The organism is Lentzea chajnantorensis (assembly GCF_054300775.1).
This window is the reverse complement of sequence record NZ_JBSDZT010000002.1, coordinates 8,324,819-8,338,075: the sequence shown is the minus strand read 5'-3', so window position 1 is coordinate 8,338,075 and position 13,257 is coordinate 8,324,819. Positions and strand designations below refer to the sequence as shown.

The following is a 13,257-nucleotide window of genomic DNA, read 5'->3' as shown; positions in this document are numbered from 1 at the left end:
CGACCTACTCCAGGCGCTCCCGCAGTTGGGAGACGTCAACCCAGACGATGTGCGTCGGATGCTTACCCGAGCCTGGCTTGAAGCGGTCGATCGTCGGGATCTTGGGGGAGCTGGCGTTGACGGTGCCGAGCTAGTCAGAGACCTTCGTCGGCTCGCCACAGCGCTTGAGCTTTACGCGATCCTTGTGAACAACATCGAAACCGTGACCTTGCGGGCCTCGGCCTTCGTTGCTGCCGAGGCTCTCGAGGTTGTCGCGGAGGTTGCGGCGCTCGATCCGGAAGTGCCTCGGCCATGGCTGTTTGGTACGCACAGCCGTTTCGAACGGGTTGAGGCGGGACTGTTGTATTTGACCGCCGGCTATGATGCGAATGCTGCACTTATCGGGCAGAGTCTTGACATGCCAAGCGATCGCGGAGACATCGTCGAAGATTCAGTCTCAAAATGGGTGCTCGGCCTTGTCCGCGGGCTGTTGCTCCTGCGGCCACCATCAGACAGCACGGAACCTCCGGACCCAGGGACGGAATTCTCCCTGCGCGACCGCGTGCGGCATGTGATCTGGATGCGACTGGGAACCGCGGTTCGAGACCACTTGTTGTGGCTGTCGCTCGCTAGTAACGACGGTGAGAGCCCGATCCAGAGCATCCGTGCTTTGATCGCAGAGCTGGAACGGTCGGATGAAGGTCAAGGCAGCGGTGTTCAGCACGCAGATCTGCACCACTTGGCACTGCTTCTCGTTGTGGCGATGGAAGGAACTGCGGGGCGTGCCCTACGAGCGGTACCGCCTCCACCAGATGACTCGGGTCGATTCGCAGACTTCCAACGGCGGCGAGCAGCTACGCGTCCGCTGTTGTGGCCCGCTGCGGCAGAGTATGCCGACCGGTGCCTGCCTGGTCCCGACATCCACGCCGTGGTCTCAGTTCCCACCGGGGCCGGCAAGTCGGCCGTTGCTGAGCTCGCGATCGCCCAGGCCGTTCGCGACGGATGGGTGCTGTATCTATCGCCCACGAACGCGCTAGCCGGGCAGATCCGCCGCCAGCTCAACGAAGTCGTCGGTCAACTTCCCGGTGTGACGGTGCGGGAGTTTGTGGGAGGCGCTGAGTACACCGAGCTCGAAGGTGAAGATCTCGGCATCATCGGGCAGCGGCAGATCTTGGTAATGACGCCGGAGAAGTGCTCGCTCGCGCTGCGGCAGAACCCCGATGCGTTCAAGCGGATGGCGCTCTGTGTGGTGGACGAGGCCCACATCCTCGGTGAGCCCGGCGCGCGGGCGGTCATCGCTGAGTTGGTGCTCGCCGAGGTTCTGCATCGTGCGCCGCAGGCACGAGTGCTGATGTTGTCGGCACTTCTTGCCAATCCCGAGGACATCGCGACCTGGCTTCGAGAGGCGACCGGAGTCGATGCTCAGGTTGTCGATAGCCCATGGCGGCCAACCCGGACGCTCCGCGCCATCGCTGGGTTCGACCAAGAGCGGACCAAAGAGGCAGCTGGCCGGGCAGTCGACACGCTGAAGACCTTGCCTGCAAGCCGCAAGAACATCACGTTTCGCGCGCCGTTAGCTCTGTTCGCAGGATTGCAAGGGGCCTGGCGAACCTCTGAGCTCGTGGACTTCGCCTTCGTCCCGACGACGATCGAAGCGCCCCTGACCTATCACCGTACAAAGGGCTTCGATCTCAAGGGGTACCTAAACCCCACAGTGCAGGCTTTGGTTCAGGGCCTTGGGGTCAATCGACACCGCGTCCTGGCGTTTCTGCCGAGGAACAAACACTACAGCTTCCTGGCTGCGCGCAACATTCCTGGTTTTGGAGACGGATCGGCCGAGTTCACCCCTGAAATTAGGGCGCTCCTGGCACTTTCGGATGCGGAGCTTGGCGCCCCAACAGCTCTTTGGGACGCACTCGGCAAGCGGGTTGGCGTGCACACCAGCGCCATGCTGCAACAGGAACGGCGCGCCAGCGAGATCGCGTTTGATATCGAGGTCGCGTGGGTGATGTTCGCTACTGGAACGATGGCTCAGGGCCTCAACCTGCCGGCGACCGCAGTGGTCATTGGTGGCACCAAGATTGGCTGGGATCAGAGCGCGACCAGCGAGGAGGAGCGGCAACGTGAGCGTGCACAACTGCTGAATGCGATCGGTCGAGCTGGTCGGGCCAACGTTGCTCCTCGTTCGATGGCGATCGTTGTGCCAGACAAAGTGATTGCCTTCACTACCGAGACGGATGCTGCGATGACCATCCGGCGAGCCGCCTTCCTGCGCGAAGAAGATGCATCCACAGAGGTGTACAGCCAACTGGACGGTCTCATAGCGCGAGCGCTCGACGGCAGCTTGGACATGACGACCATGAGTTCCTCCGAACAGACCGCGTTTGCATTCCTCTCGTATGCAGCAGAAGGCAACGATGCGCCGGGTGTGTTGCGCCGTAGTTGGGCCGTGCAGCGGGCCGCTGCTGCCGCGCAGGCGGACGAGATCGCCCGAGTGCTGGGTCAGCTCGGGTCGGAGTTCCTTGCAGATCGTTCTGCGCCCGAGTGGGTAGCACTAGCTGCGCACCGCTCGGGTCTGCCGCTACCCGAGACCGCAGGGCTGTACGGTGCGCTGCGCCAGCACCTTATCGATCAGCCAGCGCCTACGACCGTTCGCGAGTGGGCGGCCGCGATGATTGCGGTGCTGCAAGCGTTGCCACGTGAAGAACTTGGGCGTGCCCTACCTCCTGAACCGTATCGGTCGACGCGGCTTGAGCCCATTTGGAGTGGCGGCGAGTCGCAACGCACCGCCGGGTGGACCGCACTCCAGGCCACTCTGGACGCTTGGTTTGCGGGCAGACCTTTGCTTGAGGTGGCGGTACAGACCGAGTGGAAGGATCCTGCCGATAAGGCTGGACGTGGCCAGCAAGATCCTCTGCCGCGTGTCTTGCGTGTGGTCAACGATGGATTTGGGTTCGGCCTCTCGATCGTTGCCGGGGCACTCGGCGCCATCGTGGCGGCAGGCAGGGAGACTGACCCTGACGGACCGTGGCAGCTCTCAGACAGTAGCGCCAGATCGTTGGCGCTTCTGCCTCTTGCCGTGCGATTCGGTGCTGGAAATCCAAACACCATCGCTTGGATGCGTGCCGGGGCTCGTCCACGCGTGGTGTCGCATCTGCTCGATCAGCTGATCCAACCGCCCTCAGACATCAGTACTGATGAAGACCTCAGAGCATGGGCGTCCCGAACGTTGATGGACATCGGCGACGAATTCATCATTCCGGGACGGAACGATGACGAGAAGGCTCTCATCGCGGCGATGCTCATCGCGCGTGGGGCGTCATGACGTCGGCGCAGGCCAACCTCTACTGTGGTCTGATTACGGCATCTGTCCATCGAATCGAGCTGCGGAGCCACACTCCGGACCAGGCCGTTAGGCTAGCTGTGATCAATCGGTGCAGGGTCGGGCTTAGAGTTCCTAACAGAATGATCAACGTGGTGGCGTGCAGCATGTCGGATGTGGATCATGTTTGACCGTGAGGAGGGGTCAGTCGCCGCCGTGGATCGTCTCGGACGATCTGTGGGAGCGGATCGAGCCGTTACTGCCGGTGGTGCCGCGCAGGCCGCGTAATCCTGGTCGTAAGAGGATGCCGGACCGGCAGGTGCTGTGCGGAATTCTGTTCGTGCTGCACACCGGGATCCAGTGGGAGTTCCTGCCGCAGGAGTTGGGCTTCGGCTCCGGGATGACCTGCTGGCGGCGGTTGCGCGACTGGAACGAGGCTGGCGTGTGGTCGCGGCTGCATGAGCTTCTGCTGGCGGAGTTGCACTCGGCGGGCAGGCTGGACTGGGACCGGGCAGTGATCGACACCTCGCACGTCCGTGCTGCTCGACGCGGCCCAAAAGCGGGCCGAGCCCGGTCGACCGCGCCCGGCCGGGCTCCAAACACCACGTCCTGACCGACGGCGGGGGCATCCCGCTCGCGGTCCTGCTCACCGGCGGCAACCGCAACGACGTCACCGGTCTCGAGCCGCTACTGGACGCGGTGCCCAACGTGCGCGGCAGACGGGGCCGGCCGCGCCGACGCCCGAGGACGGTCTACGCCGACCGCGGCTACGACCACGACAAGTACCGCAGACGCCTGCGCGCCAGGGGAATCACGCCGCGGATCGCTCGCCGCGGCGAGTCCCACGGCTCCGGCCTGGGGACAGTCCGCTGGGTCGTGGAGCGCACGATCGCCTGGTACCACGGTATGAAACGCCTGCGCATCCGCTGGGAACGCCGCGACGACATCCACGAAGCCTTCCTCGGCCTCGCTACCTGCATCATCTGCTACCGCCACGTCCAACGATTCTGTTAGGACCTCTTAGTGATCAGTTCAGAATGAGTTTGCGCAGGCAGATGATTGAGCAGGCAAGGCTGAGCACGGCCTGATGGACACCGGCTCGCCGTTCGGTGCGCACGCGGAGCCGCCGGAAACCTTTGGGCCAGGCAAGGTGCGTTCTACCGGCCAACGGACAGTGCCCAGGTCGGAGCCGTGGTCGACGCCGCAGCAGGCGATGCCAGTTGTGACGCCGCGAACTCGGATCATGCGTCGGTACTCGTCGTGGTCGTAGCCGCGATCGGCGTAGATCCGCTTCGGTCGGCGCCGTGGTTTGCCGAGCACTCTGCGGATCGGCGGGATCGCGTCGACGAGTGGGATCAGCTGGGTGACGTCGTTGCGGTGCCCGCCGGTGAGTGTGAACGGCCAGCGGTATCCCGCTCGCGTTGGTGATCAGGTGGTGTTTGGAACTGGGTTTGCGGCGGTCGACCGGGCTCGGTCCGGTGTGGGCCCCTTTGAGCGCGCGCAGGCGGCTGGAGTCGACCAGGGCCCCTGGACAGGTCCAGTAACCCCGGCGGCATGCAACTCGGCAAGCAGCCGCTCATGCAGTTGCTGCCAGACGCCGGCCTCCTGCCATTCGGGTCTGCCGCACTGTTAGGTGACAACGGAGGTGGCTAGCCCAGCATCGGAGCAGAGGGGGCAGAAGGACTTTCCTAGCGGGTGAGCTTGACTTGGTCATAGCTGCGGCCGGACCGACAGGATGCAGCACGACGGCTGCTGGTGGGTGAGCACTTGGCTATTGCGGAGCGGGTAAGTCCTTCCCGAGGCGCGTGCGCTTGCCGGCGGCCGGGGACGAGCGACCGCTGAAGGGATGTCGTGCCACCGTGGCACTGATGTGAGCACAGGACCATTGACCGCCGGCGTTCTCCCGCTGATCGAGTGCTGCCGAGGCGTGGAGGTGTGTGAGGTGTTGTTCCTAGGTGATGACTGGGCTGAAGGTCATCACGACATCAAGATCATGGACGCGACCGGCCGCACGCTGGCCGCGGTGTGGCTGCCGGACGGGAGGAAGGGATCACGCGCTTGCACGCGCTGATTGCCGATCACTCCGATGGTATGGAATCGGAGCAGGTGCTGATCGCGATCGAGACGGATCGTGGCCTGTGGGTGACGGCACTCATCGCGGCGGGGTACCGGGTGTTCGCGGTGAACCCGCGCCAGACCGGCAGGTTCCGCGAGCGGTTCGTTCTGTCCGGCGCGAAGAGCGACGCCGCGGACGCGCACGCGTTGGCGGACATGGTGCGGACCGACTCCCACCAGTTGCGCCCTGTCGCTGGTGACAGCGACTTGCCCGAGACGATCAAGCTGCTGGCTCGCACGCATCAGACGTTGATCTGGGATCGTCAGCACCAGGTCACCCGGCTGCGGGCGCAACTGCGGGACTTCTACCCAGCCGCGCTGGCCGCGTTCGGCGAGGACTCTGCCGCCTCCGACGTGCTTGAGTTGCTCAAACGCGCTCCGGAGCCGGACGCCGTGGCCAAGCTCCCGCGTGAGCAGATCGTCGCAGCGCTGCAGCGAGCAGGCAGGAGATTGAAGATCGAACCGACAGGATCCACTCGGCTCTCAACACCAACCAACTGCGCGTGCCTGCGGCTCTGCAGCGCGCGTATGTCGTTACAGTGAAGTCGCTGGTGGCGGTGATCGCCGTGCTCGTTGCGGAGATCACCGTCCTCGAGAACGAGATGGTCAAACGCTTGCGCAGACACGCGGACGCGGAGCTCCACCTGTCCCAGCCGGGCGTGGGCGAGACCCTGAGTGCCAGGGCGCTTGGCGAGTTCGGCGACGACCGCACCCGCTATGCCAGCCCGAAGGTCCGTAAGAACTACGCTGGCACCAGCCCGGTCACCATCGCTTCCGGCCGCAAGACCACCGTGAACTGCCGGTACGTGCGCAACACCAGACTGGTCGACTCACTCATGCGCCAAGCGATGAGCGCGCTGAGTACTTCGCCGGGCGCACGTGCCTACTACGACCGTCAACGCGCCCGCGGCGCGCTGCACAACGCCGCCCTGCGCCACCTCGCCAACCGCCTCGTCGGCATCATCCACGGCTGCCTCGCCAGCCGCACCACCTACGACGAGACCACCGCCTGGGCGCACCACGCCGCAATGTGACCCCTTAATCCCCAGGGATGTCCTCGGGCGCGCCAAGCATGATCCAGAACGAGGAGAGGGAGAATTCGGATGAGCACCCGAAATACGGAGAAGCAGGTCGAGACGAATCTCGACCTGCTTCTCCGGTGTACGCCGCCAGGGACTCGAACCCCGGACCCGCTGATTAAGAGTCAGCTGCTCTAACCAACTGAGCTAGCGGCGCTTGTTTGTGTGCCGGTGTCCTGCTCGTTCCGACGAGAAGAACGTTAGCACACGCCTGGGAACCGTTTTACGAGGGCTCCCCCCGACCCTGCGCGAAGCCGGTGTGCAGCAGCCACTGCGCGGCCGCGTAGGTCGGCATCACCCCGGCCGACGCGATGCGGGCGGCACGTCCTTTGAGGACGAACCGACTCGCGCCGAGCAGCGCGTCCGAGGTCATGAACAGGGTTGCGCCGCCGAGGACGCGGCGGGCGCCGGTGCCGCGGGCGGTGGACGCGGCGGCGACCATCGTGCCCAGGGTGAGGGCGTAGAGGGCGACCGGGCGTCCCAGCGGGCCGGCCGCGCGGCCGAAGAGCGCTGCGGCGGCTGCGGAAGCGGCGACGATCGGCACGACGGCGCCGCGGGTGCCGGGGCGGGAGCGGCGGGCCAGTGCCGCCGTGTACCCGAGGTGGGCGGCCAGAAACGAGAACAGGCCGGTGCGGAACGCGCGGTCGGAGTCGCCGAGCAGGGCCACGTCGCCCGCCCACGAGCCGGCGAGGCCCACGGCCATGCCGGGGTCGCGGGGTGGGCTGGCGACCGCCAAAGCGGGCATCAGCGCGGTTTTCGTCACCTTGCGCACGGAGGTGGTGCGGCGCGCGGCCGCGATCGAGTCCACGACCGCGGCCAGCGCGTAGGCCTGTTTCTTCACGTGCGCAGCCTAAAGCGGCCGCGGCACCGTCACGCGACGGTGATCTCCATCACCTTCTCGCCGGTGGGGGTGGGCGAACCTCCTTGTGGCTCAACGGTGACGGCCACCCGTTCGGCGCCGGTGACGCCGCCGGTCAGCAGTGGTGCCGAGCCCGAGGGGAGCACGCCGGCCGAGTGCGGGCCGTCGGAGTTGATCACCCACAGCTGGTAGACGCGGTCGGTCGGCGGGGCGGGCATCGAGCGGCTGAGGAACAGCAGTTCGTTGCGGCTGGGGGAGATCACGGCGGTGGCGGTCGACCCGGCCGGTCCGTTCGCGGTCACCAGCCTGGCGTCCGGTGTGGACAGCAGGTCGGAGAACCGGCCGTACTCGCTCGCCAGCTGGGTCAGCTGGTCCTGCGACGAGTCGGAACCCGTGACCTGCACGGTCAGCACGACGGCCGCGACCAGGCAGGCGGCGGCGAGAAGGCCGCCGGCGGGACGCCAGCTGCGGGAACGGGCGGCGCGCGGGGTGTGCGGGGGCAGCTGGCGGGTCTCGCTCGCCGCCGCCAGCACGCGGGCGCGCAGGTGCGGTGGGGGCGTGAACTCGACGGCGACGCCCAGGCGGGTCGCGGTGGCCGCCAGCTCGGCGACCTCCACGGCGCAACCGGCGCAGTGGGCCAGGTGGGTCTCGAACGCGGCGCGTTCGAGGTCGGACAGGGCGTTCACGGCGTAGGCGCCGGTGAGCGTGTGCAGATCGGGGGACGTGGTCCTCATCCGGTCACCCCCATGCAGTCGCGGAGCCGGATCAGGCCGTCGCGCATCCTCGTCTTGACCGTGCCGAGCGGCAGGCCCAGCAGGCTCGCCACCTCGGGGTAGGAGTAGCCCTGGTAGTAGGCGAGCACGACGGACTCGCGCTGCAGCTCGGTGAGGAAGCTCAGGCAGCGGCGCACCTGGCGTTGCTCGAACCGGCCGGAGACCTGCTCGCTCACCTCGTCGAACGGCCGCGCGGGGTCGAGCCGCGCCACGTGCTCCTCGCGGTTGCTCGCCGCCTGCGCGGACCGGACCCGGTCCACGGCACGGCGGTGCGTCAGGGTCATGATCCAGGTCGTGGCACTGCCCCTCTCGGGGTCGAACCTCGTCGCCGTCCGCCACACCTCGAGCATCACCTCCTGGAACACCTCCTCCGACTGCGCCTGGTCCCGCACCACCCGCCTGATCAGGCCGAACACCGAACCGGACGCCACGTCGTAGAGCCGTTCGAACGCGGCCTCGTCACCACGCGCGACCAGGGCCAGCAGCTCGTCGGCTGACGGTTCGGCCGGGTGGCCGGTGGCCGGTGGCAGGCCGTGCAGCGGCCGCTCGAGCTTCGGCATCCTGCGTCCTCTCCTGGAGCGTTGTCCTCTGGTGTTCGCAGCAGGAGCGCGAATGGATCGGTCGGTGTCCGACTGACTGGTTGAAGCGCAGGTCACCGCCCTCGACGCCGACTGTGGGCGACGGCTTCGGGTAACGGATCGATAACCGCACCCATCCGCTCACCGGGGGGTCGCGAATCACCGGCAGCAACCGCTCGACCACTCCCTGGAGATGTCCTGTCATGAACAAGACCGTCCGCACCACCGTCCTGGCCGTCGGCGCCGCCTCGCTCGCCCTCTTCGGCGCGGCCTGCGGCTCGGGTGACACGGCCGGCGGCAGCTCCACCACCGCGACCACGTCGGCGACCTCGATGGCACCGCCGTCCTCGTCGGCGATGGCCGACCCCGCCTCGAACCTCGTCGGCCCCGGCTGTGCCGACTACGCGAAGCAGGTGCCGTCGGGTGCCGGTTCCGTCGCGGGCATGGCCGCCGACCCGGTCGCCGTCGCCGCGAGCAACAACCCGCTGCTCACGACGCTGGTCAGCGCCGTGTCCGGCAAGCTCAACCCGAAGGTCGACCTGGTCTCGACGCTCAACGGCGCCGAGTTCACCGTGTTCGCGCCGGTCGACTCGGCGTTCGCGAAGATCGACGCCGCGACGATCGAGAAGCTCAAGACCGACGACGCCCTGCTGACCAAGATCCTGACCTACCACGTGGTGCCCGGCCAGATCGCGCCCGACAAGATCGCCGGCGACCAGAAGACCGTGCAGACCGGCACCGTCAAGGTCAGCGGCTCCGGCAACGCGCTGAAGGTCAACGACGCCAACGTGATCTGCGGTGGCGTGAAGACCGCGAACGCGACCGTCTACCTCATCGACACGGTCCTGATGCCGGCCTGACCCTCGTCGGTTGAGCTCACCAGAGGCGCTGCTCAGGAACCCGTGACGTTCCTGAGCAGCGCCTCGGCGACGTCGCGCAGCTTCCTGTTCTCCCGCTGGGACTGCTGCACCAGCATCGCGAACGCGTCGTCCGCCGTGCACGCGTGCACCGCCATGAGCACGCCCTTGGCCTGGTCGATGACCGCGCGCGAGACCAGCGCCGCCTCCAGGTGCTTGACGTGCTCACGCGAGCGCTGCCACTGGTGGGAGTTGCCGATCGACGCGCTGGCCGCCGTCGAGAAGAGCCGCATCAGGCCCTCGTCGAAAGGGTCGAACGCCGCCGTGCTGTAGCTGTAGATGTTCAGCGAGCCCACGTGCCGCGCGTCGCTGCGGTCCGAGGCGGGCAGGACCGACGGCACGGACAGGTAGGCCCGCACGCCGTGCCGGCTGGCGCAGGACTCGAACTCCGGCCACACGCGGGCGTTCTCGCCCACGACCGCCCGCACGGGCTTGAGCGTCCGCGCCGCCTCCAGGCAGGGACCGCGGTCCGCGTGGAACTGCGCCTCGTCGATCTCCACGAACACCTTGTTCGTGGCCGCCGCCGTCCGCGGCCGTTCCGGGTCGACGGTGACCGTCACGACGTCGGCGTCCTGCACCGCCGTCGCCGTCGTCTCGGCGAGCCGTTGCAGCACCTGGTCGAGCGGTTCCTCCGCGGAGATGTTCTCCTGCAACGCGGTGAGGGCGGTGGTCGCCTCGTCGAGCCGTTCCACCGGGTCCGACCGGTGGCTGTCGGCCCACGACGCGGCGGGCAGGTCGGGCAGCGTCGTCTTGTCATCCATGCCGCGGTGCCTTCCGTGGGAGAGCGACTTCGGCGCTGGATGCTCAACGCTCGGAGGGGAATCCTACGACCCGGCACCGACCGGCGTGCACACCCGGCGCGGTGATCTCGAACGCGAAGTGCGCCGGGGTTCCGCACACGGCAAGGTGGGAGGTGCACACGGTCGCAGAAGGGGGCGGTGGAGGTGCCGTACGTGCCACCCAGCGCGGCGGACTGGCGCCGCGACAGGGACCGGTTCGCCGCGGACGCGCGCCAGGCGGTCCTGCGCGACCGCCCACCGGCCCGCGACCACGGCGCACCGCTGGGGCCGCTGGCCCAGCAGTTCGCCACGCTGACCTGCTCGCTGCTCGACGCCACCACCGCCGGAGAAGTGCTGGAGCAGGTCGTGCGGGCCGCCGTGCTGTTCGTGCCGGGTGCGGAGCTCGTCAGCGTCACGCTGCGCTCACCCGACGGACGGTTCCACACGCCGGTCGAGACCGATCCCGTGGCGGTGGAGCTGGACCGGCTGCAGTACGACCTGCACGAGGGGCCCTGCCTCGACGTCGCGGAACCGTCCGGGCCCGCCGTCGTGACCGCGACCGGCCTGGCCACCACCCCGTTCTGGCCCCGGTTCGGCCCCGCCGCCGCGCAGCTGGGGATGGGTGCCGTGCTCGCCACCGCGCTGCTGCCCGGCGTCCGGCCGCCGCGGTTGTCCGGCGCGCTCAACATCTACACGCGCACGTCCTCCGGCCTGGACGAGACGGCGCAGGCGGCGGCGTTGCTGCTCGCCACCCACGCCTCGCTGGCGCTGGCGCACACCGGCGCGGTCGGTGCCGCCGAGCTGCAGGCCCAGCACCTGCGCCGCGCGATCGACTCCCGTGACGTCATCGGGCAGGCCAAGGGCATCCTGATGGCCCGGCGCGGCCTCACCGCCGACGAGGCGTTCGACCAGCTGCGGCACACCTCGCAGCAGCTCAACGTGAAGCTCGTCGCGATCGCCGAGATGGTCGCGAGCGGGCACCCCGGCCTGGACCCGTCAGGGGGAGACCGGCCGGAGGGAGACCTGCCACACGGAGATCAGCCGGAGGGGACCCTGCCGGCGGGGGACCAGCCAGCGGGGAAGTTGCCAGGGGGAACCCCGCCGGTGGGCGCCCCGCCGGCCGGGGACGAGCCCGGAGAAGACCTGCCCGGCGGCCCCGGTCCGGCGGGCTGACCGGCGGCCGGGACGCGCTCGCGGGAGGGCAGGCGGGACGACGGGTGGACGAGCGACGCCGACACCGGCTCAGCCGGCTGGTGGCCGAGTGCGGTGCGGCCGGTGCCGCACTGGGCCGGTCGCTGTGCGCGGCACTGCCGTCGCAGCTGCCGGGCGTCGACGGCGCGGCGCTGGTCCTGCACGGCAGCGACCGGGCCGAGGAGCTGGTCGGGGCGAGCGACCCGTGGGCGGCGGGCCTGGCGGAGGAGCAGTTCACGCTCGGCGAGGGTCCCGTGCCCGCCGCGATCGGCGCGGGCGAACCGGTGCTGGCCGGTGACCTGGCCGCCGAGTCCGCCCGGTGGCCCGCGTTCACCGCGGCGGCGAGGGCCGGTGGGCTGGCGGCGGTGTTCGTGTTCCCGCTGCGGGCGGACACGGCCGTGCTGGGCACCCTCGCGCTGTACAGCAGGCGGGCGGGCGACCTGTCGGAGGACGCCGCCGCCGATGCCGCGGTGCTGGCCGACCTCGTGACCCGCGCGCTGCTCGCACAGCACGAGCGCATGGACGACGAGGAACGGCTGCGCGTGGACCTGGCGTACCAGGAGGTGAACATGGCCTCCGGCATGCTGGCCGTGCAACTGGGAGTCAGCCTCGAAGAGGCGTTGGTGCGGTTGCGCGCACACGCCTTCGCCACCGGCCGGTCGGTGCGGGAGTTGGCGAAAGACGTTCTGGCACGGCGCATCCCGCTGAACCGGCTGGCCGACTGACGGTCCACAAAGGTCAGTCGTGCGCGACGACGAGGCGGAAACCGGCGTCCCACTCGTCGAGGGCGAGCAGGTCGCGGTGGTCCTCCTGCCACCGGCCGCTGGCCAGGTCCTCCCGCAGGCGGCGGACACCGCGGTCGACGGCGGCGGGATCGGTCTGCGCGAGCGCGGAGCAGGCACGGCGCACGCGCGGGTCCAGATAGGCGGCCGGGCGGCGCCAGTGCGCGGGGAACACGCCGTCGGTGAAGTCCCAGGGCACCGGCAGCGGCGTGACGCTGTCGGCACCCAGCTCCTCGGCGACGTCGGCCGCGGAGGGCCGGGTCAGCTCCAGCGCGGCGATCTCGGGCACGTACTCGCGGACGAACCAGAACTCGACGTGCCGGCGCGGCTCGTAGGCGAGCACCACCTGCCGCGGCGCCACCCGGCGCAGCTCGGCCAGTCCGGCCCGCCAGTCGGTCCAGTGGTGGACGGTGAGCACGGCCAGTGCGGCGTCGGCGGCGTTGTCGTGCAACGGCAGCGACTCGGCGACCGCGCGCACGGCGGGTGCGGCGCCGTGCGGTCGTTGCCGGATCATCTCCAGGGACGGCTCCAGCGCGAGCACCGTCCGCCCTGCGGGTTCGTAGGACCCCGTGCCCGCGCCCACGTCGACGACCGTCCGCGCGTCGCCGAGCGCGGTGAGGACGGCCGCCTCCCAGCGCGGGTCGGTGCGGCGGCCCAGTGAGTACCCCGCGCCGATGTCGTCGTACAGCTCCGCCCCGGCCATGCCGAACCCCCCGGTCGATCGACTGACGGGCAGCCTATCGCCGTTCACGAACGGCTTGCCGGCACACGGAGTCCGGCTTCCGGTATTGACAGGGTTCGTCTCCGCGCACAACCATGGAAGCGCTCTCATAACCGGTCTGGACCAGTTGTCGGACCGGAGGACCCCGGCCGCCCTGAAGCC

At 68.8% G+C, this 13,257-nt stretch carries 8 protein-coding genes, 1 tRNA gene and 4 pseudogenes; 6 read left to right on the top strand and 7 right to left on the bottom strand.

Features of this window, described 5'->3' with window-relative positions:
- Window positions 1–184 precede the first annotated feature (184 nt).
- Window positions 185–3,304 carry a DEAD/DEAH box helicase gene (locus ACVDFE_RS39870; protein ID WP_458434052.1) on the top strand — a complete coding sequence of 1,040 codons (3,120 nt, stop codon included), beginning with the start codon at window positions 185–187 and terminating at the stop codon, window positions 3,302–3,304.
- Between the two features lie 157 nt (window positions 3,305–3,461).
- Window positions 3,462–4,315: pseudogene (locus tag ACVDFE_RS39865) on the top strand (IS5 family transposase).
- A 13-nt stretch (window positions 4,316–4,328) separates the two neighbouring features.
- Here the strand turns inward: ACVDFE_RS39865 and ACVDFE_RS39860 are convergent.
- Window positions 4,329–4,915 (bottom strand): annotated as a pseudogene (locus tag ACVDFE_RS39860) (IS5 family transposase); the annotation flags it as partial.
- Between the two features lie 328 nt (window positions 4,916–5,243).
- On the opposite strand from ACVDFE_RS39860, the pseudogene ACVDFE_RS39855 reads away from it, so the two are divergent.
- Window positions 5,244–6,450 (top strand): annotated as a pseudogene (locus ACVDFE_RS39855) (IS110 family RNA-guided transposase).
- A gap of 128 nt (window positions 6,451–6,578) precedes the next feature.
- Here ACVDFE_RS39855 and ACVDFE_RS39850 read toward each other — a convergent pair.
- From ACVDFE_RS39850 to ACVDFE_RS39835, 4 genes are all read right to left on the bottom strand, one after another.
- A tRNA-Lys gene (locus ACVDFE_RS39850) sits at window positions 6,579–6,652 on the bottom strand.
- A gap of 66 nt (window positions 6,653–6,718) precedes the next feature.
- A complete protein-coding gene (locus ACVDFE_RS39845) occupies window positions 6,719–7,336 on the bottom strand; it encodes a lysoplasmalogenase (protein WP_458434051.1) in 618 nt (205 codons plus the stop codon).
- A 29-nt stretch (window positions 7,337–7,365) separates the two neighbouring features.
- Window positions 7,366–8,088: an anti-sigma factor gene (locus ACVDFE_RS39840; RefSeq protein ID WP_458434050.1), complete on the bottom strand. Its 723-nt coding sequence runs from the start codon at window positions 8,086–8,088 to the stop codon at window positions 7,366–7,368.
- Window positions 8,085–8,687: a sigma-70 family RNA polymerase sigma factor gene (locus ACVDFE_RS39835; protein WP_360400796.1), complete on the bottom strand. Its 603-nt coding sequence runs from the start codon at window positions 8,685–8,687 to the stop codon at window positions 8,085–8,087. Before ACVDFE_RS39835 ends, ACVDFE_RS39840 begins: the two co-directional genes overlap by 4 nt.
- Window positions 8,688–8,908: 221 nt before the next feature.
- On the opposite strand from ACVDFE_RS39835, the gene ACVDFE_RS39830 reads away from it, so the two are divergent.
- Entirely contained in the window at window positions 8,909–9,565 is a 657-nt protein-coding gene (locus ACVDFE_RS39830; protein ID WP_458434049.1) for a fasciclin domain-containing protein, read from the top strand.
- 32 nt (window positions 9,566–9,597) lie between these two features.
- Here ACVDFE_RS39830 and ACVDFE_RS39825 read toward each other — a convergent pair whose 3' ends face one another.
- Window positions 9,598–10,383, bottom strand: coding sequence for an ANTAR domain-containing protein (locus tag ACVDFE_RS39825; protein WP_458434048.1), 786 nt, complete (start codon window positions 10,381–10,383; stop codon window positions 9,598–9,600).
- Between the two features lie 261 nt (window positions 10,384–10,644).
- Here ACVDFE_RS39825 and ACVDFE_RS39820 point away from each other — a divergent pair.
- Together ACVDFE_RS39820 and ACVDFE_RS39815 are read left to right on the top strand one after the other, a co-directional pair.
- Window positions 10,645–11,394 (top strand): annotated as a pseudogene (locus tag ACVDFE_RS39820) (ANTAR domain-containing protein); the annotation flags it as partial.
- 224 nt (window positions 11,395–11,618) lie between these two features.
- Window positions 11,619–12,317 carry a GAF and ANTAR domain-containing protein gene (locus ACVDFE_RS39815; RefSeq protein ID WP_458434047.1) on the top strand — a complete coding sequence of 233 codons (699 nt, stop codon included), beginning with the start codon at window positions 11,619–11,621 and terminating at the stop codon, window positions 12,315–12,317.
- A 13-nt stretch (window positions 12,318–12,330) separates the two neighbouring features.
- Here ACVDFE_RS39815 and ACVDFE_RS39810 read toward each other — a convergent pair whose 3' ends face one another.
- Complete coding sequence (locus ACVDFE_RS39810) at window positions 12,331–13,077, bottom strand: class I SAM-dependent methyltransferase (RefSeq protein ID WP_458434046.1); 747 nt, start codon at window positions 13,075–13,077, stop codon at window positions 12,331–12,333.
- Window positions 13,078–13,257 lie beyond the last annotated feature (180 nt).